35 protein-coding genes, 3 tRNA genes and 1 pseudogene are annotated in these 24,171 nt (G+C 61.8%); 23 read left to right on the top strand and 16 right to left on the bottom strand.

Annotation, left to right across the window (positions count from 1 at the left end; translation table 11 throughout):
• Positions 1–119 precede the first annotated feature (119 nt).
• Entirely contained in the window at positions 120–533 is a 414-nt protein-coding gene (locus RRX38_RS02785) for a hypothetical protein (RefSeq protein WP_315961420.1), read from the top strand.
• A gap of 63 nt (positions 534–596) precedes the next feature.
• On the opposite strand, the gene RRX38_RS02780 is transcribed toward RRX38_RS02785, so the two are convergent.
• The 9 genes from RRX38_RS02780 to RRX38_RS02740 form a co-directional block, all read right to left on the bottom strand.
• Positions 597–809, bottom strand: coding sequence for a hypothetical protein (locus tag RRX38_RS02780; protein WP_315961419.1), 213 nt, complete (start codon positions 807–809; stop codon positions 597–599).
• Positions 757–1,131 (bottom strand): hypothetical protein, encoded by a 375-nt coding sequence (locus RRX38_RS02775; RefSeq protein WP_315962623.1) that lies wholly within the window; start codon positions 1,129–1,131, stop codon positions 757–759. Before RRX38_RS02775 ends, RRX38_RS02780 begins: the two co-directional genes overlap by 53 nt.
• Before the next feature lie 41 nt (positions 1,132–1,172).
• Complete coding sequence (locus tag RRX38_RS02770; protein ID WP_315961418.1) at positions 1,173–1,487, bottom strand: phage holin, lambda family; 315 nt, start codon at positions 1,485–1,487, stop codon at positions 1,173–1,175.
• Between the two features lie 473 nt (positions 1,488–1,960).
• Entirely contained in the window at positions 1,961–2,836 is an 876-nt protein-coding gene (locus RRX38_RS02765; RefSeq protein WP_315961417.1) for a hypothetical protein, read from the bottom strand.
• Between the two features lie 31 nt (positions 2,837–2,867).
• On the bottom strand, positions 2,868–3,311 hold the full coding sequence (locus RRX38_RS02760) for a RusA family crossover junction endodeoxyribonuclease (protein WP_315961416.1): 444 nt from the start codon (positions 3,309–3,311) through the stop codon (positions 2,868–2,870).
• A gap of 163 nt (positions 3,312–3,474) precedes the next feature.
• The gene (locus tag RRX38_RS02755) at positions 3,475–4,137 is read right to left on the bottom strand and encodes a hypothetical protein (protein ID WP_315961415.1); all 663 of its coding nucleotides are present in this window, start codon (positions 4,135–4,137) and stop codon (positions 3,475–3,477) included.
• Positions 4,109–4,903 (bottom strand): DUF1376 domain-containing protein, encoded by a 795-nt coding sequence (locus RRX38_RS02750; RefSeq protein WP_315961414.1) that lies wholly within the window; start codon positions 4,901–4,903, stop codon positions 4,109–4,111. The genes RRX38_RS02755 and RRX38_RS02750 overlap by 29 nt, the downstream gene beginning before the upstream one ends.
• Positions 4,904–4,905: 2 nt before the next feature.
• Positions 4,906–5,328, bottom strand: a complete 423-nt coding sequence (locus tag RRX38_RS02745) for a phage regulatory CII family protein (RefSeq protein ID WP_315961413.1) — start codon at positions 5,326–5,328, stop codon at positions 4,906–4,908.
• 75 nt (positions 5,329–5,403) lie between these two features.
• Positions 5,404–5,604, bottom strand: coding sequence for a Cro/CI family transcriptional regulator (locus tag RRX38_RS02740; RefSeq protein WP_410524863.1), 201 nt, complete (start codon positions 5,602–5,604; stop codon positions 5,404–5,406).
• Between the two features lie 111 nt (positions 5,605–5,715).
• Between RRX38_RS02740 and RRX38_RS02735 the strand changes: the two genes are divergently transcribed.
• Together RRX38_RS02735 and RRX38_RS02730 are read left to right on the top strand one after the other, a co-directional pair.
• A complete protein-coding gene (locus RRX38_RS02735) occupies positions 5,716–6,534 on the top strand; it encodes a LexA family transcriptional regulator (protein WP_315961412.1) in 819 nt (272 codons plus the stop codon).
• Between the two features lie 42 nt (positions 6,535–6,576).
• The gene (locus RRX38_RS02730) at positions 6,577–6,924 is read left to right on the top strand and encodes a hypothetical protein (protein ID WP_315961411.1); all 348 of its coding nucleotides are present in this window, start codon (positions 6,577–6,579) and stop codon (positions 6,922–6,924) included.
• Positions 6,925–6,985: 61 nt separating this feature from the next.
• Here the strand turns inward: RRX38_RS02730 and RRX38_RS24940 are convergent, their stop codons facing one another.
• The gene (locus RRX38_RS24940; RefSeq protein WP_410524862.1) at positions 6,986–7,141 is read right to left on the bottom strand and encodes a DUF2188 domain-containing protein; all 156 of its coding nucleotides are present in this window, start codon (positions 7,139–7,141) and stop codon (positions 6,986–6,988) included.
• A gap of 124 nt (positions 7,142–7,265) precedes the next feature.
• Between RRX38_RS24940 and RRX38_RS02725 the strand changes: the two genes are divergently transcribed.
• The 13 genes and pseudogenes from RRX38_RS02725 (at position 7,266) to RRX38_RS02665 (ending at position 15,596) form a co-directional block, all read left to right on the top strand.
• Positions 7,266–7,517, top strand: coding sequence for a DUF1654 domain-containing protein (locus tag RRX38_RS02725; RefSeq protein WP_315961410.1), 252 nt, complete (start codon positions 7,266–7,268; stop codon positions 7,515–7,517).
• A 392-nt stretch (positions 7,518–7,909) separates the two neighbouring features.
• The gene (locus tag RRX38_RS02720; RefSeq protein WP_315961409.1) at positions 7,910–8,218 is read left to right on the top strand and encodes a hypothetical protein; all 309 of its coding nucleotides are present in this window, start codon (positions 7,910–7,912) and stop codon (positions 8,216–8,218) included.
• 370 nt (positions 8,219–8,588) lie between these two features.
• On the top strand, positions 8,589–8,870 hold the full coding sequence (locus RRX38_RS02715; protein WP_315961408.1) for a hypothetical protein: 282 nt from the start codon (positions 8,589–8,591) through the stop codon (positions 8,868–8,870).
• Complete coding sequence (locus RRX38_RS02710; RefSeq protein ID WP_315961407.1) at positions 8,867–9,142, top strand: hypothetical protein; 276 nt, start codon at positions 8,867–8,869, stop codon at positions 9,140–9,142. Before RRX38_RS02715 ends, RRX38_RS02710 begins: the two co-directional genes overlap by 4 nt.
• Positions 9,123–9,329 carry a hypothetical protein gene (locus RRX38_RS02705; protein WP_315961406.1) on the top strand — a complete coding sequence of 69 codons (207 nt, stop codon included), beginning with the start codon at positions 9,123–9,125 and terminating at the stop codon, positions 9,327–9,329. The genes RRX38_RS02710 and RRX38_RS02705 overlap by 20 nt, the downstream gene beginning before the upstream one ends.
• Positions 9,311–9,685: a hypothetical protein gene (locus RRX38_RS02700; protein ID WP_315961405.1), complete on the top strand. Its 375-nt coding sequence runs from the start codon at positions 9,311–9,313 to the stop codon at positions 9,683–9,685. Before RRX38_RS02705 ends, RRX38_RS02700 begins: the two co-directional genes overlap by 19 nt.
• Positions 9,686–9,811: 126 nt before the next feature.
• The gene (locus RRX38_RS02695) at positions 9,812–10,615 is read left to right on the top strand and encodes a RecB family exonuclease (RefSeq protein WP_315961404.1); all 804 of its coding nucleotides are present in this window, start codon (positions 9,812–9,814) and stop codon (positions 10,613–10,615) included.
• A 14-nt stretch (positions 10,616–10,629) separates the two neighbouring features.
• Positions 10,630–10,842 carry a hypothetical protein gene (locus tag RRX38_RS02690; RefSeq protein ID WP_315961403.1) on the top strand — a complete coding sequence of 71 codons (213 nt, stop codon included), beginning with the start codon at positions 10,630–10,632 and terminating at the stop codon, positions 10,840–10,842.
• Positions 10,839–11,858 carry a hypothetical protein gene (locus RRX38_RS02685; protein ID WP_315961402.1) on the top strand — a complete coding sequence of 340 codons (1,020 nt, stop codon included), beginning with the start codon at positions 10,839–10,841 and terminating at the stop codon, positions 11,856–11,858. The genes RRX38_RS02690 and RRX38_RS02685 overlap by 4 nt, the downstream gene beginning before the upstream one ends.
• A gap of 6 nt (positions 11,859–11,864) precedes the next feature.
• Entirely contained in the window at positions 11,865–12,065 is a 201-nt protein-coding gene (locus RRX38_RS02680) for a hypothetical protein (protein ID WP_315961401.1), read from the top strand.
• Between the two features lie 563 nt (positions 12,066–12,628).
• Positions 12,629–12,814 (top strand): annotated as a pseudogene (locus RRX38_RS02675) (DNA translocase FtsK); the annotation flags it as partial.
• Between the two features lie 348 nt (positions 12,815–13,162).
• Positions 13,163–14,911, top strand: a complete 1,749-nt coding sequence (locus RRX38_RS02670) for an AAA family ATPase (protein WP_315961400.1) — start codon at positions 13,163–13,165, stop codon at positions 14,909–14,911.
• A gap of 67 nt (positions 14,912–14,978) precedes the next feature.
• Positions 14,979–15,596 (top strand): 3'-5' exonuclease, encoded by a 618-nt coding sequence (locus tag RRX38_RS02665; RefSeq protein WP_315961399.1) that lies wholly within the window; start codon positions 14,979–14,981, stop codon positions 15,594–15,596.
• A gap of 5 nt (positions 15,597–15,601) precedes the next feature.
• On the opposite strand, the gene RRX38_RS02660 is transcribed toward RRX38_RS02665, so the two are convergent.
• Positions 15,602–16,153: a hypothetical protein gene (locus tag RRX38_RS02660; RefSeq protein ID WP_315961398.1), complete on the bottom strand. Its 552-nt coding sequence runs from the start codon at positions 16,151–16,153 to the stop codon at positions 15,602–15,604.
• A 102-nt stretch (positions 16,154–16,255) separates the two neighbouring features.
• On the opposite strand from RRX38_RS02660, the gene RRX38_RS02655 reads away from it, so the two are divergent.
• The 3 genes from RRX38_RS02655 to RRX38_RS02645 are packed head-to-tail and all read left to right on the top strand — an operon-like array spanning position 16,256 to position 19,940.
• Positions 16,256–17,548: a DNA-methyltransferase gene (locus RRX38_RS02655; RefSeq protein WP_315961397.1), complete on the top strand. Its 1,293-nt coding sequence runs from the start codon at positions 16,256–16,258 to the stop codon at positions 17,546–17,548.
• 56 nt (positions 17,549–17,604) lie between these two features.
• Entirely contained in the window at positions 17,605–19,518 is a 1,914-nt protein-coding gene (locus tag RRX38_RS02650; RefSeq protein WP_315961396.1) for a DNA cytosine methyltransferase, read from the top strand.
• Entirely contained in the window at positions 19,515–19,940 is a 426-nt protein-coding gene (locus tag RRX38_RS02645) for a hypothetical protein (protein ID WP_315961395.1), read from the top strand. Before RRX38_RS02650 ends, RRX38_RS02645 begins: the two co-directional genes overlap by 4 nt.
• A 187-nt stretch (positions 19,941–20,127) precedes the next feature.
• Here RRX38_RS02645 and RRX38_RS02640 read toward each other — a convergent pair whose 3' ends face one another.
• Positions 20,128–20,499: a response regulator gene (locus RRX38_RS02640; protein WP_315961394.1), complete on the bottom strand. Its 372-nt coding sequence runs from the start codon at positions 20,497–20,499 to the stop codon at positions 20,128–20,130.
• Positions 20,500–21,025: 526 nt separating this feature from the next.
• On the opposite strand from RRX38_RS02640, the gene RRX38_RS02635 reads away from it, so the two are divergent.
• The 4 genes from RRX38_RS02635 (at position 21,026) to xerC (ending at position 22,919) form a co-directional block, all read left to right on the top strand.
• On the top strand, positions 21,026–21,268 hold the full coding sequence (locus tag RRX38_RS02635) for an AlpA family transcriptional regulator (protein ID WP_315961393.1): 243 nt from the start codon (positions 21,026–21,028) through the stop codon (positions 21,266–21,268).
• Positions 21,269–21,413: 145 nt separating this feature from the next.
• A complete protein-coding gene (locus RRX38_RS02630; protein WP_315961392.1) occupies positions 21,414–21,641 on the top strand; it encodes a hypothetical protein in 228 nt (75 codons plus the stop codon).
• 38 nt (positions 21,642–21,679) lie between these two features.
• Positions 21,680–21,886, top strand: coding sequence for a DUF4224 domain-containing protein (locus tag RRX38_RS02625; RefSeq protein ID WP_315961391.1), 207 nt, complete (start codon positions 21,680–21,682; stop codon positions 21,884–21,886).
• Between the two features lies 1 nt (position 21,887).
• Positions 21,888–22,919 carry a tyrosine recombinase XerC gene (gene xerC, locus RRX38_RS02620; protein ID WP_315961390.1) on the top strand — a complete coding sequence of 344 codons (1,032 nt, stop codon included), beginning with the start codon at positions 21,888–21,890 and terminating at the stop codon, positions 22,917–22,919.
• A gap of 82 nt (positions 22,920–23,001) precedes the next feature.
• Here the strand turns inward: xerC and RRX38_RS02615 are convergent.
• The 4 genes from RRX38_RS02615 to pgsA form a co-directional block, all read right to left on the bottom strand.
• Positions 23,002–23,087, bottom strand: a tRNA-Leu gene (locus RRX38_RS02615).
• 259 nt (positions 23,088–23,346) lie between these two features.
• Positions 23,347–23,420, bottom strand: a tRNA-Cys gene (locus RRX38_RS02610).
• A 40-nt stretch (positions 23,421–23,460) separates the two neighbouring features.
• Positions 23,461–23,536: transfer RNA gene (locus tag RRX38_RS02605), tRNA-Gly, on the bottom strand.
• 64 nt (positions 23,537–23,600) lie between these two features.
• Entirely contained in the window at positions 23,601–24,161 is a 561-nt protein-coding gene (gene pgsA / locus RRX38_RS02600; RefSeq protein WP_315962621.1) for a CDP-diacylglycerol--glycerol-3-phosphate 3-phosphatidyltransferase, read from the bottom strand.
• Positions 24,162–24,171 lie beyond the last annotated feature (10 nt).

The following is a 24,171-nucleotide window of genomic DNA, read 5'->3' as shown; positions in this document are numbered from 1 at the left end:
CGCTTCGGACCGCTAGGTCACACCGAAGCCCCCCTCAGATTCCATCCCGATTGATCAGCGCTTGCTGATAAGGCCTATCGAGCATCAGGCCGCCCGTGCTTTTTTCGGAAACACACAAAATGGACAACTATGTGCCAGGCCCAGAGGGCAAACGCCGCCTAGAGGTCGTGATCGTCGATAACGACCTACCACACCTCGGAGAGTTGACTAGCGCTATTGCAGCCATGGGCTGGTGGGTGCAGCCATTCAGCGATCCCTACGAGGCTTTGAAGTACATTCTCGACGTTGGTGATGGCGTACACACCCTGATCGTGGAGCTTTCAACCCCTGGCTCATTCTCGGGCCTCGAGCTTGCGCTCATGATCGAGAAGCGCGACCCGAAAATCCGGGTGATTGCCACCTCGGAGGTTCTACAAGCAGCATTTCAGCTGAGTCCCGATGTGATTTTCGTTATGAAGCCTTGGCCGACTTCGGCCGTCGCGGATCTGCTTGGGAACCCTCGGCAGCGCTCCATCGGCAAAGATGAAGGTTAGGAGCTTGAGAAAACCTGCAGGGATGCTGGGCCGAAAGCATAAGTTAAGCGTGAGTGGGCACACCTACTTGCTCTGGCTGCGCTTGATCTGCGCGTCGACCTGGTCGGCGCAGGTGTCCAGCAGGTTAATCGCCCGGTCTTTCAGCTCCCAGGCATCGCCGTTGTTCTGCAGCGCGCCGGCCTCCTCGTCGCTGATGCGTTCACACGGCACCAACTCGGGCGGCTCAATTCGTACGGTGTTGGTCTTGACCACCACCGGCTTTGCCCCGCAGCCCATCAGGCAGAGGCTGAGCAGCCCAGTCACGAACAGGTTTGCTGTTGCGCTTGAGTTCTTCAAAGTCCTTCCTCGCTTGGCGGGCCTTGGTTTCGCTGGCCTTGAGCCGGCGCGCCAGGTCTGCCTGGTAGTCGGCGTTGCGTTTGGCTTCGGCCCGGAGGGTGGTGATGGTGGCCTGGCTCTCGGCGTTGGCAGCCACGGCTTCGGCCTTGCTCTTCGCCTCGATTGCCAGATCGCCCTGGAGCCGGACAACCTCGACCTGCTGTAGCGCGATGAGCAGGCCCATGACGATAACGATCACCACGGCTACGGCGATGACACGCATCACGCCGCTGGCCCGGGCGACAGTTGCTATCGGCTCGATGCTCATACTGAATCCGCCTTGCGGTTGATGATCCGCATCATCAGCTCGCGGATCGCGGTTACCCCGAGGAAGCCGATGGCACCGCCGGCGGCGACCGACAGGCTTGCGGGCCAGGCCAGCCACTCGATGATCGTCGACGCCACCAGGCTCAGGCAGCCACAGATCAGCGATTCGAGCAGGATCCGCCAGGGCTTGGTTTCCCTCGCGTCGTACAGCACGCGCAAGAACGAGATGACTGCGGCCATGATTACGCCCTGCCATAGCGGATCCGAGAGAGCCAGGTAGATTCGAGCCCAGGTGTCTGGTTTGTCAGGCATAGCGGGCGTCCAATGCTCTCCCTCTCGGGAGGTGAAAATGAAAAAGGCCCGCCGTATGGCGAGCCTCTGGAGTGTGTGCGTGTCTTCCCACGCCGCCCGCTGGCACTGCACCAGGGAGTTTTGGGCTTGCTGCATACCAGCTGCCGGAGTTCTTTCAGTGCGCGTGACATCCCGGCAATACCGCGTCCAGGCCTACCCCGAAGGGCCACCCTAGCTATGGTCCCGCGTGAAACTCTGGGCATAAAAAAACCCAGCTCGTGAGCCGGGTTCGTTTCCGCGCCGCCTTTGCAGAGGCTGATCGACGCGGACCCGCATGCTAAAGCATGCACAGGTGAGGTTCCACCCTCATCCGAAGGGCTGGCCCATCCATTGGGCACAAAAAAACCCGCTCGGAGGCGGGTTTTTGCGGTTATTTCCGCTCTAGGCGTAATAACTGACAGTGGCGAAAAGGTATCAAAACCCTCATCAAAGCGTCAAGCGGCTGATTTTTTTACGTCGCCGAGGCGCTGGCGGTGGTGCCAGTATTCGGCGACCCGATCCAGGTGCCAGGCATGACGAAACGGTTTTGCGAGCACATCCTCGCCCCACTCACGACGATAGGCCGCAGCGTACACGATCATACGGGCGAACCATCGGCGCAGCCGCTCTGTGCTCATCGCATCGAGGCGTACACGAAGCGCCTGGCGGGCAGCCTCACGGCGCTGCCAGTAAGCCTCGGCACGCGCGTCGGCAACCTGTGCACGGTCGTGAGCGTCCCACCGGCACGCAGTTCGACGACCATCCATGCGGGCCACGACCTGGGCCACCGGGCGAAGCGCTTTCGCGTCGAGCTGATCGACCGCGACCAGGATGGCAGCCCAGATCCCCGCCCAGTCCCTAGCCCAGTTGGCGACGCTTATCCGGACCCCGTACCAGTCCCGCACGAACTCACACACCCGCGCCGGCCCCCAGCCTTCCCGGTCGCTGATCACAGCCTGGTGGCTCTTGATCGCAGCCAGGGCCATCCAGTAGCCGACCTCCTCGCGCTTGGCGCTGAGCACCGGCAGCTCGGCGGTGAACCAGACCAGTGCATGCGCGATGTTCAGGTCCTGGCCGGTAGCCACCGGCGAGTACAGGGTATGCCCGAAGTGCTGCAACGGCTTGGGGAGCGTGCTGATCGCCTGCTGCACCAAACCGGCGGCCAGCATGTGCGCACACCGCCCGTTGCTGTCCAGCATCGACGGCATGGTCTCGCCTGCCACGTACCCACGTTTTCCAACCTTCGCCCGTTCGGCGGCAGCGGCCAGCACAGAGTCGCGGCTCTCGTGCAGGGCATCCCGCCAGGCTTGTCTCGCGCTGACCAGTCTCATGATTTGCCCTCCGGGCGTAGATTTGCGTAGTTCACTGCTGCATGCCCCTCAACGGGACAATCCGGACGTGGACGCCCGGGGTTTCGCTCCAGCGGCGCCGGAAGATGCCATCGGTGGCCTGGACGTCGTCTTTCCACACCACACCGTTGCAGGCGTCACAGACCGCTTTCAGCACGTTGTCGGCGTCGGGCTTCTTGGTGCACGCCAGCTCACCGGCCAGAGCCATGGCCCTCCGCTTTTTCGACATGGATTGCGGCATGCCGTGGAGAATCCTTAGCTCGATCAGCACCGGCCCGGTGATCAGCTCACGGCCCTGCATGGCGGTCTGCGCTGCCAGTGCCACAAGCCCCTCGTAGGCCACGGTCTTCTGCGGGGTGAACATCCGTGCATGGGCTCCGACGCGGCCGATGCGCGGCCTGCCCTTGCCTTGCGGCTCACCTGGCACGATGAACTCGATGGGCGCGAAGTCGCTCATGACCGTTCCCCTGCGTAGACGAACCCGGCGGCCCTGCGGGCTTCCGAGCAGGCGTGATGGTTACCCTTGGTCCGGGGCCGGTTGCAGACATCGCAGATCACGGACATGGCCGGCCTGGCCAGGGGCTGGAACCCATGCTTTGGCCTGGTCTGTGGCTGGTAGCTCATGCGGGCCTCCGAATGCCCATGCGAGCCAGCAGCAACGCACGCGCCGACTGGCCGTCGGTGGGGATGCCTTGGGCGGTGATCAGGTCCTGGGCTTCCTGGTGGGACCGGGCCAGCTGGACCTGCATGGGGGACTTTGTTTCGTGCTCGATGCCTGCGGGGATCTTGCCGTCGAGCGCCTGGCCGTTCTGTGCACGGCGCTGGACGATTGCGTAGTTGCGCTCGAAGCGCTGGCGCAGCGCTTGGTCGTTCGGCTTTGCCGCTCGAAGATCGAACGTCCCGGTGGCTTCGGCGGCGACCTTGACGGCCGGGTGCGTGTAGCGCCCTTCCAGCGCCTCAATCCAGGCGTCGCCAGCTGCGGGCAGGTCGTCGATGCGCTTGCACAGCGCCAAGAAGTCGCTCGGCGACGGCGGGAATTTGCACTCCTTGACCATCCGGTGCAGGCCACGCTCTACGGCCTCCTCGCTCAAATCCTTCAGGCAGGTCAGCCAAACGCGGCGGCCAAGCTGCTCAGCCTTCTGGTCACCGTAGTGTTTCTCGTACCAGGCCGGATACGCGATTTTCATCGTCGCGAACACGAACCGCACTGCCTTGCGGGCCTGCTGGTCGAGGGGCGTGACGTTCTCTGGCAGGTCACCAGGTGGGATCTGTGAGGATGTCATGAGCGTTGCGCGTGCGGCTTGGAGCAGTTCGTCCACTGGAGTCATGGCTTGGCCCTCGGGCTTGGTTTTTGACGTGCTGGGATTTCAGTCGCTGGGCGAGCGCGTGCTCCCACTGGGCCTGGGTCTTCAAGTCATCGGGGCGACTGATCCAGTACGAGCGGAATTCCAGCAGTTGGTCGGCGGAAAAGGTTTGGTTGGCCATGCCGTTGCGGTTCAGCACGGCCGTGAAGGACTTGGAGTCAGGCTCCCAGGCATCGGTCATCGCGAAGCGAGGCCGAGCGGCTTGGTCATCGGGCGCCGGCTCCACGTGCGCGCACGCGTTGTGTGTGTGTTCTTCTGTATCTGTATCTGTATCTTTATTCGTTGAGTTTTGTTGCAACGAACCTTCAACGGTCGTTGAACGGGCGTTGTCCTCCCGCTGCGGTGCCGTTCTCTTTCTGTTCTTTTTGGCCTCTGCCGAGGCTTTCCCGGCGGCAATGCGCTGGGCCTGGGTCGCATGAACAGCGTCGAGATCGCGCTCAATCCGCTTGTGCACCCACTCTTCGCCGTTATCGTTGAAAAACTCGTTCAACGAAGCTTCAACGGAAACCCAACGGTCGTTGCTGACTCGTGCGATGCGCGCCAGCCGGTTTTTCGGGATCGGCTTCCCCGTCTGCCAGTAGTTGAAGATCAGCAGCAGGTAAGCGCCGTGCTCCTCGGTGGTGAGGTGCATGGTGTCCGCCAGGTAGTCGGCGACGTATAGCTGGATGTACGGAAGGGCAGCCACGATCAGGCGCTCCGGACCGACTCGGCGAGCACGTCGAGCTGCTGGCGCACATGATCCAACTCGCGCCGGATCCGCTTGCGGTCCATGCTGCAGACGCGGCCGTCGTCGGCGGCGGTGTGCACTTCGGTCGTCAGCTCGGCGAACTCCCGACCCAGGCGCTGCAGGCCTTCGAGCAACGGAACAGCAGCGGGCCGCTCACGGCTCACCAGGTCGAAGCCAAAAGCATCCGCCAGGGCCGTCAGGGGGCGCATGTCGCCGGTGTGCAGGAGCAGCCCGAACAGGTGGTTGATCGTCAGCCGATGGGCATCGTTGTCCGGGTTCGCACGCTGCAGCAGGCTGACATGCGGCAGGCTCAGTTGCGCGGCCACGCGCTTCGCGTCGTTTTCGAGCACTGCCTGCTGGCAGGCCCTGAGGAAGTCATCCATTTTCGTAAAACCTCGATTGTGTTTCTGCGGCAAGGAGCTGGCTGCGCGGAGAAACTTGGCTTAAGGGCCAGCCGTTCAGGCCGCCGATTTGCGCGCAGGGATTGGCCGGATTTCGTTGGCCTCGATCTTCCCGTCGTCATGCAGGGTGACCATGATTTTTCGCTTGGAGCGGCGCATCTGTGATACGGCGCTCTGAACGATCCCCAACGCCTTTGCCAGGTCGTTCTGGGTGCCGCGGGTTTCGAGGTACTCCTCGAGGGAGATCGTGATCATCATCGGGACTCCGGTGGATTTCGGCGGATATTAGCACTGCTGTTTTAAGGGAAACAAGAAAAGGATTAGCACTGCTGTTTGCGGAAATATCAGCGCTGCTACTTAATCGCGCACATGAAAAAACCCGTCCGAACACCTTTGGCCGACTGGCAGCTCGCTGATGCGGACCGTCTTCGCGATATCTACCAGCGTCGCGTCCAGGAATCGAAAGCTCGCGGCGACAAGCCGACCTTGAACCAGACCGAGGTTGGCGAGCGGTGCGAGTGGAAATCGCCACAGAGCGCGTTCAGCCAGTATGTGAACGGCAAAGTGGCGCTGAACCTTGATGCTTTGGTGCGCCTGGCTAAGGCGCTGGACTTCGAGCCTGCCGAGGTGAGCCCGACTCTCGCGGCGGGTATCGCACGCGCAGCGGACGCTGCAGTTGGGACCGGCCCCATCCCAGGCAGCGACACCCCGGCAGCAAACACACCGCTCCCCGCCGGCGGCGAACCCGCCATCGATCTGGACGAGCACTACGCCTTCGTGCCACAGCTGACCGCAAAAGCAGCCGCGGGCCTGGGCTACGAGAATGCTCACATCGAGAGCCGTTCGACCCTCGCGTTCAAGCGCGAGTGGTTGCGCTTCCGCGGTGCCAGCGAGAAGCACCTGGTTGTGATCTACGCCGACGGCGAGAGCATGTGGCCAACGATCAACTCCGGCGACGTGCTGCTCGTCGACAAATCGAAGGTCGACCCGGCCCACCAGCAAGTGTTCGTGCTCGGCAATTCAGAAGGCGTGATCGTGAAGCGGCTGGTGCATAGCCCTACCGGGGCGTGGATCATCCGCAGCGACAACGAGGACAAGGATGCGTACCCGGACCTGGCGCTTCTGCGGCGGGATGAAGACGAGCACAGGATTATCGGTCAGGTGATCTGGCGTGGCGGCGACCTATAGTCCCCGCTTGTTGAAGCTCCGATGTACCGTCAAGGAGGATGCGTGGCGACGAAAGTGGCGGTGATCAACTCCGATCTCTCGACGACTGAGATTGCCTACCAGCTGAAAGATCACGGCACGGTCGTAGTGGACCTCTATTCTCGTCCGGGCGCCCACATGCTTCGTGAGCACGTCTCCGCAGAGCTTGGGTGCAGCGGGTCGACCGGCGACAGCGTTTCCTACCACCAGCTCGAAATCTGGGCCGGCGACGATATGCCGAGCTGGATTAACGTTCTATTTTACTCCCCATTAGCTATCTATCACCCGCGAGCCTCGCGGGACTTGGTGGAGCGTGCGATGACAGAATGGGAGAGAAACGCTCGACCAGAGTATTTCCTGTACGTCGAATAGGACTGCCGTCTGTTCAATAGGCCCGGTGCTGTGCCTGGCTTTCCATATCGGAGCTACTGACTCACCCCTTTGACGGTAGCTTGGTTGCTGCGTCAACAGCCTCTTGCTTGCTTTCGAAGGGCCCCGCCAGGCGCCTGTCGGAATTACCTACCTCCCACCCGTCTGCTGTCTCCGTCACCCAGTAACCATTGATCTTGGATCTTTCGGGCTTCTGCATCGTCGACTCCTAATTCCAGTTAAACGCCTGTGCTCACTGTAGCGCAGGATTTTTCCTTCGGACTCTTGCCATCCATCGGATCCAAAAATACTGTATGCATGAACAGTATTTGGAGGATCATCCGATGCCACACGCGAACTCCCCCACCACCCGCCAGCTTTCGTCCTACGAAGTCTTGGGCCTCAGAATCCAGGCCGTGGTCAACAGTCCACGAGCCCAGGCCGCAAAGGCGGTGGTGCTCGAGCCGTCGGCGAACGACGATCCGGCCGACTGGGAGCGGATCCTCGACGAGATCGCCGAGAACGAGAACGTGACAGTGGCCCGCCGCGATGACGGCGCTGTGCAACTGACCTGGACAGTGCCCAGAGATGAGTGACATAGCCGCCACCCTAGCCCGCCGCCGAGCGGGCTTTTTTTTGCCCAACAAATTTTATATTAGCAGTGCTGTTGACTCTCATATAACAGCAGTGCTAATTTTCATGCATCGCAGCGAGACACGCAGCGAAACCCGGCGAAAGCCAACGCTCTTTAAAAACCGAAACCACCGTCACCTTCAGCGGCACATGAAGGCAGCAGCTGCCATACGCAGTGAGCTGGATCCAGCGGACCGAGCGGCGCGCATGCCATTGAGGGGTAGCGCGATGCCCAGTGAGCGATGGGCACCTGGATCAGCAACACCGGTTTCACTGGCTGGCCTTCTCGCGAGGGCCAGACGGGAAGCCATTTAACCCCCGCCAGCCGAAAGCTGGCTCCTATGAGGACTGCACCATGGCCAAGAAAGCCACTGTTTCAGAGTTCATCAACTCGACCGTAGGCCTGCTCTGCAATCACGACGCCTACGCCTGCCCCGTGCTGGTGAAGGCCGAAGCCAACACCATGAGCGACGGCACAGTGCGGCTGAGCGCTGTGAATGGCCACACCCTGGGCGACATGACGAAGGCGGCCCATGTTTTCCTGACCCAGCAGCAGTGGAATGAGCGTCCGTGCGACCCGTACGACGACACCGCAAAAGCCGTTTGGGCGCTGCGCCACCTGGGCTTTCGCGTCAGCGGTCTCGATCCAGAGCCCGAAGCCTGACTTCAGTTGACCCATCGGCGCGTGGCGGCCTGGGTGCTGCCCTCCAGCACCGAAACCGACGTGACAGCACGGAATAGACGGCCCGCCTCACCTGGTTCCCCATCGCCAGGCTGGATCGGAGTGTGATCTGAATGCGCAGGCTGATGCGACTAACGTCCCGCGTGCTAGTCACGAAACAAATTGGGCGGCCAAATACCGACACCGCCAAAGCCGGGGATCAGCACCGGCCAGATCACACCCCGATGCAGCCCGCATCAATCCCCCACCACCCTCAACCGCATTGGCGGACGCCCGGTCGGTGCTTCACGGCACGGGCTTGGTCACCTGTCCGGCCGGACGGCCGACCAATGCGGTTTACGGAGTACACACCATGATTCACGACATCGTCGTCGATGGCTTTGCCATGGACGTTGAGGTGCTGCACTGCGTCAACATTCCTGCCGCGCCCGGCAGCTGGTCCAGCGACTGGGACGCCCAGGGCGAGCGCGAAATCGACTTCCGCGTCGTCTCGGCGATCGAGTACGACGATGCCGGCGGTAAGCGTGTGGCGCCGGACACCGGCCAGCTGCAGGCCCAGTACGCAGCGCAGATCGAAACCGCTCTGTGGTTCGAGATCGACAGCCGCGCGAAGCGCCTGCGGTGCGCAGTATGAGCAGCCAGGCCCAGCTCGCCACCCAGATGATCGAGCAGGAGATCAGCCGCATCACCGAGTCGCAGTTCCCCAGCGACGACCTGGTGGTCGGCATGATCCTGGCGAATTACCGGCACGGCTTCATCGACGAGCTGCAGGTTGAGCAGCTGGAAGCCCAGGCGGCCAAGGCCGTGCTCGACCGACGTACCGCACTGCGCGCAGAGAAATCCGCCCGCCACCAACAGTCCCTGGGCCTTCTGTATGAGGTGCGCCATGACCACACCGCCAGTTAAGTCGCTGGTCGACGAGCAGATTGAGGACCTGGATGCCGTGGTGATCATTCGCCACGGAGTGCCCTTCCACGAAGTGATCGGCCAGCCTCGGGAAACCCTGGTGGTCGATCTGAAACAGCAGCTCGGCGCAACGATGAAGGGGCGCCGCATCGCAGTGAGGGTTCGCCCATGTACAAGGCAAAACTGAGCCAGGCCGACCTGCTGGTCGCTGAGTACGCTCAGAACCGCGCAGAAATCTCGGCGGTGACCAAGAAAATCAAGGCGCTGACCGACTGGCAGCGAGAAGACAAAGGCGTCCACCTCGACGGCCTGCGCGATGAGTACCTGGAGCATGGCGACCGCTGGCGCGGATGGGCGTACGCCATGGAGCTGGTACACGGCCAATACGATCCTGACGACCAGGACGACGAGTACGGCCTGTCGGCAGAGCAGCGCGAGCTGGTCGATCTGCTCGACAAGAAGGCCAAGCTTCGGGTCGCCGCCGGCAATATCAAACGGCGAATTTTCATAGAGGGCAGACGCATCCAGCAGGCCCGGTCATGACCCGCTCCCAGGCCCAGCGCCGCCGCCGAATCCGCACCGCCTCCGCCCTCGTCGGCGTGCTCTTCCTCACCATCACCCTGCTCGGGCCCGCCATCGGCGGCCTGATCACTCAGTAGGACCTCCCCAATGAGCGTTACCACCATCCGTGCCTCGTCCTGGGGCTCGCTCTTCAACTGCGCATACCAGTGGGAATTCGTGCACATCCTCGGGCACCGCTCGCCCGGTAGTCCACGCTCCCAGCTCGGTACCGCGATCCACGCCAGCACCGCCGCATTCGACGCCTCCCGCATCAACGGCAGCGGATTCAGCGCCTTCGACACTGCCGAGCTGTTCGTGCACACCCTGCGCAACCCCGACTTCGACGTCGACTGGCGCGGCGCCGATATCACCCTCGCCCAGGCCGAGGCCACCGGCCTCAAGCTGCACACCATGTACTGCAACGAGATCAGCCCGCGCTACGACTTCGTGGCGATAGAGCTGACCACCAAGCCGCTGGAAATCGACTGCGGCAACGGCGTGATCGTGCGGCTGACCGGGCAGCTCGACCGCGCCAGGATCTGCAAGAGCGGCGACGGTGTGGGCATCGCGGACGTCAAGACCGGCGGCGCGGCAGTCAGCAAGGGGGTCGCGAAAACCGGCTCGCACGCTGCCCAGATCGGCACGTACGAAATCCTCTACGAGCACACCACCGGCGAGCCGGTCACCGCCGAAGCACACATCATCGGGCTGAAAACCCGTGGCGCGCCTGAGGCCGGTGTCGGGGAGATCCGCGGCGCAAAGCAAATGATGGTCGGTACCGAAGAGTTTCCCGGCCTGATCCAGATCGGCGCCGAGATGCTGCGCACCGGCCTGTTCCCACCCAACCCCCAGTCATTCACCTGCAGCGCGAAGTACTGCCCGCGCTGGTCGACCTGCCCTTACCACACCTGACCCCAGGAGGCCTCATGGCTGCCAAAGACATTTACATCAAGCTGGTCGACGCGACCGGCAAACACCCTGATGTGATCAACCACCACCGCGTCTGGGACGGCGAACGCTTCTACGCGGCCCAGTGCAAGCTCCACGAAAACCCCGAGAAGCCCATCGCGGACCGCCGCCTGGTGTCCGTCGTATCCGAAGCCGAATACCTGGCGCATCAGCGCAAGGAGAAGAAATGAGCCAGACCACCCTCCAGCAGATGCAGACCAGTGCCGTGGCGCGCGCCAGCGACGCTCCAATGTCGCTGCTCACCGGCCCAGGCTTCGACCAGATCCAGCGCGTGGCCAAGGCCTTGAGCGCTTCTACCCTGGTCCCGGTGCAGTACCGGGCTTTCACCGAGGTGAAGGAACGCGGCCAAGTGGTCGGACACAACCCCAACGGCGCCGGCCTGCCGAACTGCATCGTGGCGCTGAACATGGCCCAGCGCATGGGCGCCGACCCGCTGATGGTGATGCAGAACCTCTACGTCATCGAGGGCCGGCCGTCCTGGTCCAGCCAGTTCATCATCGCTTCGATCAACAGCTGCGGCCGGTTCAGCCCGCTGCGCTTCGACATCAGCGAACCGGGGAAGGAGGAGGAAATCACCTATCAGGTGTCGGTCTGGAAGAACCGGCAGAAGGTGGATGAGCAGCGGAAAGCCAAGATTCGGCACCAGACCTGTCGGGCATGGGTCATCGAAAAGGAAACCGGCGACCGCCTGGACGGCCCGCTGGTGTCGATCCAGATGGCAATCGACGAAGGCTGGCTGACCAAGAACGGCAGCAAGTGGCTGACCATGCCCGAGATCATGCTGCGCTACCGCGCGGCGAGCCTGCTGGGCCGGCTGTATGCGCCTGAGCTGTTGATGGGCCTGCAAACCCGCGAGGAGGTCGAGGACTACATCGACGCCACGCCAGATGGTGCTGGCGGGTACACGGTCGACGTGAACGACCTGCGCAACCGCGAACCGGAACCGCCATCTATCGTCGAGACAGATGACGGCGACCAGGTCGACACCGCCACCGGCGAGATCCTGGACGCCGAAGTGGCAACCCCGGCCAACGGAAGTGGTAAAGAAACGGCGAAAACTGGTAACCCAGCGGCCGAAAATGGTGAAAAAGCGGCCGGTTCTGTCAAGGAAAAGGCCGAAACCGTCCAGGCCGACCAGCAGCAGGACGACGAAGAGCCGGACACCGCCGGCCTCAACTTCGAGTAACCGCCCATGACAGCCCAGACAGTGGAAGAGCTCTACGACCGAGTCGAAGAGTTCGCCGCGATCCTGGCCGCCGCTGAGCTCTACGCCAGCGGCGAATGGGAGATTCAGTTCGTGGACGATATGCGCGCCTCGTTCAAGCGCTACGGCCCTCGCACCCACCTTTCCAATGCTCAGCAGCAAAAGCTCGAGCGCATCGCAAAAATCTGAGGAAGGCCCCCCCCATGAAAGCTGAGCACAAACAAGCTGTTGAGCGCGCACGCCTGCATGGCGTTCACCCGATGGTGTTCGCCCACCAGCTGATGGTCCATGACCTGACCGACGCGGCGCTGTTCGAGCTGCGCAACATCAAGGCCCCGTTCGGTCGCCTGAACGAGGACGAGCAGCAGGAGGTGATTGATCGCATCACCAAGAAGGCCCACGAGGTGGTCCAGACTGCAATCGGGATCATCAGTACCCGCAGCGTCGAATCCATCCCGGTGACGGTCAACGATGCCAAGTTCAAGCCTAAGGTGATCACCATCACCGGCGCCGTGGACGCGCAAGACCCGAATCGTCATGAGCTGATCGACGTGGCCGGCAAACTCTGTCTGCTGGTGGTTGCGCCGAGCGACTACGCCGAGGGCGTGGACGGCATCCGAGCAGAGCGCGATCAGCACGAGCTGCCTTTGAGCGCTTCGGAGCTCGTGGCGGGCATGGGGCTGGATCGCGAGCGCGACAGTTCTTCGGACGACGATGAATTGGCAGGGTTCGACGACACGCTGACCGATGGCGAAGACCCGCTGTACAGCGAGGCCGTGGCGTTCATCACCGACACTCGGCGCGCTTCGATCGGCGCCATCCAGCGCAAGCTCAAGATCGGCTACAACCGTGCGGCACGCATCCTCGAGGCAATGGAGCTGGCCGGCCTGGTCACAGCGCCGAACTCGAACGGTGCCCGCGAAGTTATCGCGCCGGCAGACACTCAGGCCGCGCCCGAGCGCCAGGAACAAGCCGACCTCAAGCAGGCGCCTGAGCAGGCCCTGGCCGGACAAGAGGCGCTGCACAGTCAGCACGCGGCCAGCACCGGCAAAGAGTTCGGCGACCTCTCCTACAGCGAAGCTCAGCAGATTGTCGTGCTGCACGGTAACAGCGTCACCAACGCCTGGCTGCAACGCCGGATCGGCATCAGCGAAGACCAGGCCACGACCCTGCTGCTGCGCCTGGTCGAAGACGGCGTGATCGCCATGGAAACCGAGGCCACCGCCTCGATCGACAACACCTACACCGTCGCCGCTCAGTTGGGCGACCTCGTCATGGAGTAAGCCATGCGCATCGAATCGATCTACATCGAGAACTTCCAGGGTCTGCGGCACGCTGACCTGCAGCTCGCTACGCCGATCACTCTTGTCTGCGGTCACAACGGCGTCGGCAAGTCCAGCTTGCGCGATGCCATCGCCCTGGCATTCGGCGAGGGTGCCCGCGTACAACACAAAAAGGACTGGGCGCAACTGGTCACCGAAGGCCAGAAGAAAGGCCAGGTCATCATCGGACACGACGGCGTGGCCAGCAGCATCACCCTCCCCGCCGGCAAGGGCGAGCGCGCGCCGGTTGATGGCCAGGAATTCCTACCGTTCGTACTGGCGCCCGAGGCGTTCGCGCGGCTGGACGACAAGGCCAAACGCAGCCTGCTGATGTCGCTGACCAAAGCCTCGGCCAAGCCGGCGATCATCGTCGAGAAGCTGGCGGCCCGCGGCGCGGACGCGGCCAAGGTCGAGAAGATCAAGCCGCTGCTGTTGTCAGGCTTCGCTGCCGGCCAGGAGCAGGCCAAGACCTACGCAAGCGAGTCGCGCGGTGCCTGGAAAGCGATCACCGGCGAGGCCTACGGCAGCGAGAAGGCCGAGGGCTGGACCTACCAGGTGCCGGAAAGCGAGGTCGATGTTTCGCCCGAGGCCATCGACGCAGTGATCGCCGAGCACGCGCAGTACGAGAGGCTGATCAGCGAGGGCACCGCCTGGGTGGGCGCTCAGGACGAGAAACGCCGGCACGCTGCCGGGTTCGCCCAGCGCAAGGCTGACCTCGAAGCCGCCGCCGGTCTCCTGCCCCGTGCGATTGCTAAGCGTGAAGCCACGCAGAAGGACCTCGACAGCTGGCAGCCGAAGCTGGAAGACCTGCAGGTTCGTCTGCGCGAGGCCCAGGCCGGTGCCGGCGGCTGCAACTGCCCGGAGTGCGGTACCTCACTGAAAATCGTAGGCAGCAAGCTGGAGAAATATGACGGCCTCGTGGCCGACACCAGCGCGACACAGACGCTGGCCGCCGAGGTCCAGAAAGCCCGCGAGGCGGTCGACCTCTACCGGCGCACCCTGACCAACGACATTGCGGCGGTTACCGCCGCCGAGCACGCGCAGGCCGACTTGGCGAAGCTGGGCGAGCAGCAGGATGCCGAAGGCTTCGATCAGGAAAAATATGACGCCTCCATCGGCACGATCCAGGAATTCCGCGTTGCGAACGACCAGCGCCGCGCAAAGATCAACGCGATGAAGGAGCGCCAGGACGAGCTCAAGAACGCTGGCACGAACACCACCAAGGCCGCCGGCCACCACCAGGACGTGAAGGACTGGACGCTGATCGAGAAGGCCCTGGCCCCCGACGGCATCCCCGGCGAGATCTTGGCCGGCGCCCTGGCACCGGTGAACGACCAGCTGAAACGCCTGTGCAAGCTTTCGGGCTGGCTGCCGATGGAGATCGGCGCCGACATGGCGATCACCGCTGGCGGCCGGCTGTATCAGCTGCTATCGGAGTCTGAAAAGTGGCGCTGCGACGCGCATATCGCGCTGACCGTCGCCCTGCTGTCCGGCCTGCGCATGGTGGTGCTGGACCGGGCCGACGTGCTGCTGCCAGCGGTGCGTGCCAAGCATCTGGGCATGCTGCAGGTGCTGGCCAAGGCCGGAGAGATCGAGACAGCGATTGTCTGCGGGTCGCTCAAAGAGAAGCCCGCCGCCCTGCCGCCGGAGTTCACGGCGGTGTGGGTAGAGAACGGCCTGGCGGGCGAGCCGCCGCTTCAGCAAGCCAGCTGACACCACCCACCGCAAAACCAACGAGGCGCCTACGGGCGCCTTTCTTTCGCCCCAAGGAAACCTACCAATGTCCGACCTGATCTGCGTCTTCGACACCGAAACTTCTGGCCTGCCGCTGTTCAGGAACCCGAGCGATGACCCGCGCCAGCCTCACATCGTGGATATCTGCGCCCAGCTCTACACCCCTCAGGGCGACCTGGTGGAAAGCTTCGAGGCGCTGGTGCGCCCCGACGGCTGGGTGATCCCCGCCGAGGTGGCAGCGATCCACGGCATCACCACCGAAATGGCCTTGGAACAAGGCATTCCGGAAGCCGAAGCCATCGACGGGTTCATGCGCGTCTGGCGCCAGGCCGGTCTGCGTGTTGCCCACAACATCAGTTTCGACGACCGGATCCTGCGCATCGCGTTGATGCGCTTCCGGGGCCTGGAAGTGGCGGACGAGTTCAAGGCCGGTCCTGGTTACTGCACCTGCCAGAACAGCACCCAGATCGTGAAATGCCCGCCAACCGCGAAGATGATCGCCGCCGGCCGGCGTGGTCAGTACAAGATCCCCACCGTAGCCGAGGCTTTGCGCCACTTCTACGGCGAGGATCTGGTGGGTGGTCACCGGGCACGGCCTGATACTGAAGCCTGTGCCCGGATCTACTTCGCGTTGCAGGAGTTGGAAGCGGCGACGAGAGGATGAAGGCATCAGCCTCCCGAAAGCTTCCAGGCAAGTGCGAGCACGCTCACACCAACGACTACTGTCGCTGAAAGCTTTATAGCTCGCACCCATGGTTCGCCCTTCTTAACTGCGATCCACTCATTACTGATAACTTTTCGAACCTCATCCGTAAACGCATTCAGGGTTTGCGCATGATGATGCAGTGTCCCTTCGGGGCCATAGTCAAACTTCTTGAGAGCCTTCAGCAAATCGGCGTGATCCTTTTCGTTCAGTCGCAATCGAATTCGAAGGATGCACGCCTGTACTGTCACAAAATCTTTGTACTCACCAGCATTGATCTGAGGGACGTCTTTTCCTTGAATCCTCAGGCCGTCTTGGTATCTCAAAATCAGCGATGTAATTGACAGATGCGATACCAACTCTGCCGCATCGTCCCTAAGATCATTGATCCAAGCTTGTCGAAACTCGGACACCTTCTGGTCCTTCGCCAAAATAGTGACTATCAGCGATGTCAGCCCTGCAATGAATGCCGCTGCGATGACACCAATCGCTTGAGAACTGAGCGTTAGAACTTCCATAACTACCCTCCTTGGCAGCATTTGCCGACTGTAGTGCCGCCTCTAGTACCTCACCCAACATCAAAATGCCAGCCCGGCACGCCGAGGCCGGGAGGATCCCCTATGTCTTTTACCCTGCATCTGGGCGACTGCCTTGAGGTGCTACGCACGCTGCCAGATGACTCAATCGACAGCGTTGTGACCGACCCGCCCTACGGAATCCGTTTCATGGGCAAGAGCTGGGACGGAGCCGACATCGAGCAGCGCGCAGCTTACCGAGCCGGCATGCCTTCCCACGCAGAAGCCTGCGGCCCTAACGGCGGTCATCGCTCTGTGGCAGCCGAAGCCGGAAAATACGACCTGACCCCGAAGGGCATGCGCGCTTTCCAAGCCTTCACACTCGAATGGGCCAGCGAATGCCTGCGGGTCCTCAAGCCAGGCGGCCACCTACTGTCGTTTGCGGCCGCAAGGACCTACCACCACATGGCAGTCGGCATTGAAATGGCCGGATTCGAGATCCGCGACCAGATCATGTGGGTGTTCGGCAGCGGCTTCCCGAAGTCGCACAACCTGAAAGGCGATCGCGCTGGCTGGGGCACCGCACTCAAACCCGCACATGAGCCAATTTGCATGGCGCGCAAGCCCCTGACAGGGACGGTAGCGGACAACGTCCAACGGCACGGCACTGGGGCCATCAACATCGATGCATGTCGAGTCGAGGCGGTTGATGCTGAGCGGCTTGCCAAGCACTGGGACCGCGAGACCACTATAGATATGCGCGGCGGCAACTTTGTCGGCGGTCGATCGGGCGGAGTACTCCAAACCACCGAGGCCTCGGCCCTTGGGCGGTGGCCGGCGAACCTGGTGCACGATGGTAGCCCTGAGGTTGTCGCGATGTTTCCAGCAGAAGCAGGTGCAAGCGCCCCGGTGAAGGGGTCAGAACCGACCGCCAACGGATTCAGCGGATCTGTCGCTTACAGCGGCATGATGGGGCGTGTTCAAGGCGCTTTCCATGGCGACAGCGGAAGCGCCGCCCGCTTTTTTTACTGCGCCAAGGCCAGCCGCAAGGATCGCAACGAGGGCCTCCACAGCGGCGTCACGCCTGCTGTCGCGACCAGCGCCACCATGCGCAACATCGAGGACGCCGATTGGTCGGCCCGCAACGGCAACCACCACCCCACGGTCAAACCGACCGACCTGATGGCTTACCTGTGTCGCCTTGTAACCCCGGCGGGGGGGCTAGTGCTTGACCCCTTCACTGGCTCGGGAAGCACAGGCAAAGCCGCGATTCGGGAAGGCTTTCGGTTCATTGGCTGTGAGCTGGACCCAGAGTATCTAACCATCGCTCGCGCCCGTATAGAGCACGAGGTCACGCAGCAAGCTCTCAAGAACCAGCAGCCAGACCTATTCGGTTAACCCCATCTTTCAATCCCAACGCCGGCCCAGGCAACTGCGGCTGCCTGGAGTCCTGCATGCTCAAAAAGATTCTCACCCACTTCCACTTCTGCTGCGGCCTCGGCGGCGGCGCCAAGGGCTTCAACAACTCCCGGCCACGGGTCGGCAACGTGCAGGCCCAGTGGGAATGCCTGGGTGGCATCGACGTTGACCCGGCAGGGCTGCGCGACTTCGAGCGCTTGTCCGGCGTGAAAGGCACCCTCCTCGACCTGTTCACACGCGATCAGTACACCCACTTCCACGGCAAGGAGCCGCCACCAGGCTGGACCGAGGCCACGCCAGACGATGTTCGCCGCGCTGCTGGTGGTCGCCGGCCCGATGCCGTGTTCATCAGTTCCCCGTGCAAGGGCGCATCCGGGCTACTGTCGGAAAAGATGAGCCTGACCCCGAAGTATCAAGCCCTGAACGAACTGACCCTGCGCTGCATCTGGCTCATGGGCGAGGCTTGGGCCGATGACCCGGTACCGCTGATCGTGTTCGAGAACGTGCCGCGCTTGGCCAGCCGTGGCCGGCATCTGTTGGACCAGATCAACGCCCTGCTCTCGGGCTTCGGCTACGCGGTGGCCGAAACAACCCACGACTGTGGCGAGTTGGGCGGCCTGGCGCAGTCCCGCAAGCGCTTCCTGCTGGTGGCTCGCCACATCGAGAAGGTGCCCCCGTTCCTCTATGAGCCCGAGAAGAAGTCGCTGCGCGCCGTGGGGGACATTCTTGGCCGCATGCCGATGCCGGGCGATATCGACGCGGCCGGGCCGATGCACCGCATCCCGGCGCTGCAGTGGAAGACGTGGGTTCGACTGGCCCTGGTGCGCGCCGGCAGCGACTGGCGCAGCCTGAACGAACTGGCGATCGAGGACGGGTATCTGCGCGACCTGGTGATAGTCCCCGAAATGCGCCGCGGTGTGCTGGGCGTGCGCCGCTGGGAGGACACTACAGGCACGGTCGCCGGAGAATCGCTGCCCACCAACGGCGCGTTCTCGGTGGCCGATCCACGGGCGCCAGCTGGTGCGTTGCAGTACCAGCAGTTCGGGGTGCGGCGTTGGACCGACACGACTGGGGCCATTATCGGCGTGAAATCGCCGGGCCAAGGCACGTTCTCTGTGGCTGACCCTCGTGGCGGTGATTTCGGCAAGTACCTGGTGAACGACTGGAAGGACACCGCAGGCACAGTGATCGCGGCCAGTACCACCGGCCAGGGTGCTTTCGCAGTGGCAGATCCGCGCCCCGCCGGCGTGCGGCACAACAACGTGTTCCGGGTGGTCAGCATGGAGAATCACGCCGGCACCATCACTGGCGGCCACTCGCCGAGCTCCGGCGGTCAGGCGGTGGCCGATCCGCGCTACCACAACTGGCACCCCGGCGCGTCCAACCGCAAGTTGAACGTCGTGCCCTGGGCCGGTACCGCTGGCACGGTGACCGGCAGTCAGCAGGTAGCCAGCGGGGCGCTGTCGATCGCAGACCCCCGCCCGGGCATGAGGCGCAGCAAAGGCGATGCCTACCTGACCGGCGGGCACTACGGCGTGATCGACTGGAACAGCCAGGCCGGCGCGGTATCTGCCAGCGCCCGCCAGGACAACGGCCGGTGGTCCGTCGCTGACCCGCGCATGCCGGAGCCGAGCGAGCGGCTGACCTGCATCATCCAGAGCCTGGACGGTACATGGCACCGCCCGTTCACCACGTTGGAGCTGGCCGCGCTGCAGAGCCTGGTCGATCCGGAAGAGCAACTGATTCTCGACGGGCTCAGCGACAGCGACTGGCGCGAGCGAATAGGCAACGCGGTACCGCCGGCCGCCGCCCAGGCCATCGCCGATGTAATGGGCACCACCCTCCTGCTGGCCGCCGCCGGCGAAACCTTCATGCTCAGCAGCATGCCGATCTGGGTACGCCCGGTTGCGGTGGGGTTGAGCGTTGCTCAGCGAGAGACCATTCAATGAACCCCATCGCCCAACAGGCCCTGGCCAAGGCGCGCGCGGTATTGACCTCGGCGCCAGGCGCCGGGGCTACCCGCCGCCCCGTAACGAAACGCACGAAAACCGAAACAGACCAGCCAGTTTATGCAACACAGGCCCCGTTTCATGCATCAGGACCGGTTGTTTATGCACCGCCGGCCCCGCCCATTGCAGTTGGTGGCCACTTCGACCGGTATCAGGTGATGCGCGGCCGGGAGGCCGCCATCGAGTTCATCCAGCAGTGCCCCGCGCAGGTTATCGCCACCCTGGGCCTCGTCGACCTAATCCGGCGGATGGAGGCATCGCTGGCCAACAAGCCAGCCAGCTTCGCCCACGGCTTCAACCAGGTGCTGGATCTGCTGCGGGTCGAGCACATGAAGACCCCCGCCCTACCCCAAGCCCTATGAAGCGCCAACGCAAGCAACGGATGCGCCTGGCACTGTCACCGGTCTGCGACCAGTGCGGCCGGGCGCGGGGCAGCGGTGATCACACGAAATGCAGCCGGCAGCGCCAAGCTGACCACGAGCAGAAAGCGATGACAGCGCCCCGCACGACGCCCCCCACCATGACGCGAAATGCCTGGACCTGATTGAGCTACGACGAGCTGTTCATTCCCAGCATTTCTGTAGATCGGTCGATGAAATCTCCAATCAGCCATGGCTTTGGCAGGAATTTCGAGTTTCCAGGGAGCTCGCTAAGTCCCGGTCGACTATGACCTGACGTTACAAGCACAGGAATGTCAGGCCAGCGTTCGGCTATCAGCCAGGCCAGCTGGAAACCATCGATGGTGCCCGGCATCTTGATGTCTGTAATCACGAGGCTGATGTTAGGCGTTGACTCCAGCACCAACCGCGCCTCGTCCGCATCGCAGGCACCAATAGTTTTCAGCCCCTCTGAATCTAAGATTTCCTGCGCCAGTTCTAGCAGCACGGGTTCGTCTTCTACTACTAGAACGACTCTGTCCACGACCCACTCCGGTTTTATTTAGGGATACCCATATGAATCAGGGCGTCGTGACTGGTTCAGTCGATTTGCGCAAATGGCCAACAACGATCGCATGACGAGACGATTTTTCGTTGAACGTCCTTAGCTCCGCATCGCATAGCTATCAGGCTGAAAAGTTTCACTTCACCCAGCTCGATAGCTGACTCGCTGCAACACGCGCCCTGTCTGAAAGGAACACCCCATGCGCAACGAACCAACACCTATCGCCAAGGCGGCTCTGCCATGACCACGAACAGCATCATCACAGCCCTGGTAGCTGGCCTCATCCTAGGCGCCTGGCTGGCCCAAGAAAATCAACCCGACCCGGCTCAGGCCTTCTGCCCGCCGGCCAGCAGCATCAGGCAATTATCCCCTCACGAAAAGCCGAGCCGGCCCATGCCGGCAGTGGCGCCCACCCAGCGCCAGGTCGCCGAAAGGTTCTGGCTGTGACCTGCTACGCCAGTCAGCCACACACACGATTCAAGCCGCGCTGCGGCAGGAGATCCCCATGAATACCGAAACCACCATCACCGAAATAGAGTTCATCAAGCTGCCTGAGGTGAAGAAGCTCACCGGCCTGGGCACCACCAAGATTTACCAGATGGCCAACGACGGGCTGTTCCCAGCACAGGTCAAACTGGGCGAGCGCTCCGTGGCCTGGATCAAGTCAGAGGTGCTCGAGTGGAACCGCGACCGCGTAACCCAAGCACGCGGCCACAGCCATCAGCAATCCGAACAACTGGCTTCCTGAGCGTCTAGGTAGTCAGCCCAGTCCTGAGTCATCCCGGTAGCGGCCCGCAGGACTGTTACCTAGTTGGCACCAAGCTGCGCATGCCAGCGAAGTAGTAACCCCTTCCCTTCCTATTATGCCTGCCAGCCGGCGGGCTGGAGCTCCTATGCCTCAAATCACCGTAACCACCACCATCAGCACTGTTTTCGAAGTTCCGGAAGGCCTCGACATTCAGCGCGTCCGACAGTTGGCTTTATCTGAACTGGCAGAGGATGAAGAGGAGACTGACGAGGTGCTTTCCCGCCAAGAGACCGCGATCAATCACGTCTATTTGGGTGACGCCGAAGCACTGAAAGTCAGTGTTGAGATCGCCATCACCGAAGGCGGTGCTTAATAACTAATCCTCTGCCGCCGTGCGGCCTGGAGACAACCATGGCAATTGAATTTCTGAGCCACGACGATGTGTGCCAGCTCACCGGAGCGCGCACGAAAGCCGGGCAAATCATGAATCTCAAGCGGAATGGCATTCGCCATACAATCAAAGTGAGCGGCTGGCCAAGCGTTACCACAGAAGCGGTAACGGCAGTAGGAGCAGCAGCTCCTGAGCCTTCAACATGGCAGCCAAGAAAGGCGGGATGAAATGGGTAGACGCCCCAGCAAGCCAGGATCGATTGCTCGCCTTCGTGAGAGAAAGAAGGCGAGTGGCACAACCTATTACTACTACGACACCGGTGGTCATCCGCGTAAGGAGATCCCATTGGGCTCTGATTACGGACTCGCGATCATGAAGTACGCCGAGTTCGAGAGGGATCGCACATCATCGGCACTTGTAACGGCCACGATCACATTCAGATATGTGGCCGAGAAGTACTTTGTTGACGTTGTACCCAACAAGGCACGCACGACGCAGGCGGACAATGCCCGGGAGCTGAAGAACCTGATCGCGTTCTTCGATGATCCTCCTGCACCACTTGAGTCGATTCTGCCCCAGCACGTTCGCCAGTACCTGAACTGGAGAAAGGCTGCCCCGGTGCGCGCAAACCGCGAAAAGGCATTGCTCAGTTCGATCTGGAACTACGCCAGGGATACGGGCTACACCGCCTTGGCGAATCCATGCTCTGGAATCAAGGGCAACAAAGAGAAAGGGCGCGACGTGTACGTTGAGGACTCAATGTACAGCCTGGTCTACGACAAGGCCGACGACGGACTGAAGGATGCTATGGATCTGGCGTACCTCACAGGGCAGCGCGTGAGTGACACCCTGGCCATGGATGAGAGAAATATCCGCGACGGGCAGATATGGATCGTGCAGAGCAAGACGAATGCAAAGCGCCGGATCGAGATCGTCGGCGAGCTGGAAGCGTTGCTAACACGCATAAGAACCCGAAAGGCCGGCTACCGAGTGCACTCAACAAAGCTGATCGTAGCGGACGATGGCCAGTCGATGACGTACAGCATGCTTCGCAAGCGGTTCGATGATGCTCGCGCAGCAGCCGGCGTCGATAAGTCGGCATTTCAGTTCAGGGATCTGAGAGCCAAAGCTGGCACGGACAAAGCTGAATCGAGCGGAGATATCGTCCAGGCGAGAGATCAACTTGGGCATACGACTGTCGTAATGACAGAGAAGTATGTTCGCGAAAGGAAGGGTAAAAAGGTAACCCCTACGCGCTGATTGCGGACCGGGGCTTTTTTTGCGGACCAACAAGCGGCATTACACTTAGTCGCGGACTATCCCGAAACTATTGATTTGCTTGTGGTGCCCCGAGCCGGGGTCGAACCGGCACGTTCAAAGAACGAGGGATTTTAAGTCCCTTGCGTCTACCAATTTCGCCATCGGGGCAGGCGTGACAGACCGAAGAATATATAGATCCCTCGGCGCCTAGGCAAGCATGAAGTGCCCTGGAATGGCACAAGATGTGACACCACAACAGAAAAAACACTTTTGAAATCATGCAGCTAGAGAACTTGCCTTCCTCCAGCCATAAGTTTCCAGCCAAACGCCAAGTTAGGGAACATCAGCCGCTCATTAGAGAACAGGCCTTCTAGAATCGCAGCCACAAAAAAGCCCCGTAGACTTTCATCTACGGGGCTTTCGAATGTGGAGGCCGAGGTCGGAATCGAACCGGCATCTACGGATTTGCAATCCGCTGCATAACCATTTTGCTACTCGGCCTCAAAACGTCTGATGCTATCAACATTAAACGTTATCAAACTGGAGCGGGAAACGAGACTCGAACTCGCGACCCCGACCTTGGCAAGGTCGTGCTCTACCAACTGAGCTATTCCCGCGTCATTTGATGTGCGCCATTCTATACATTCAAAACCATCCGTCAACCCCTTGATTCTAAAAAACTTATTTTTTTTCTGCGGTGGTTTTCAAATGGGGCCATGCCGCCTTCAAGTATTGCAGCATCGACCACAGGGTCAGCCCAGCTGCGATGAGCAGCAGCGCATAACCGATGAATACCCAGAACGTGAGCTGGGGTGGATTAGCCAGCAGGATGACGAGGGCAAGCATTTGCGCGGCGGTCTTCCACTTGCCCATGCTGGACACCGCGACGTGGGCGCGAGCCCCGATCTCCGCCATCCACTCGCGCAGAGCGGAGATCACGATCTCGCGGCCGATGATTACCGCTGCCGGCAGGGTCAGCCACAAATTGGCGTGGGTCTGTACGAGCATGACCAGCGCCACGGCGACCATGAGCTTGTCTGCGACCGGGTCGAGAAATGCACCGAACGGCGTGCTCTGCTGCAGGCGGCGCGCCAGGTAGCCGTCCAACCAGTCGGTGGCGGCGGCGAACGCGAATACCAGACTGGCCGCCGCATAGCTCCAGTGATAAGGCATATAGAACAGCAGAATGAAGATCGGAATCAGTAGAACGCGCAGAACGGTGATCAGATTAGGGATATTCATCGGCACAACT

The organism is Pseudomonas sp. DTU_2021_1001937_2_SI_NGA_ILE_001 (genome assembly GCF_032463525.1).
Lineage (GTDB): Bacteria > Pseudomonadota > Gammaproteobacteria > Pseudomonadales > Pseudomonadaceae > Aquipseudomonas.
The sequence above is the reverse complement of the archived record's forward strand: the minus strand, read 5'-3'. Positions and strand labels throughout refer to the sequence as shown.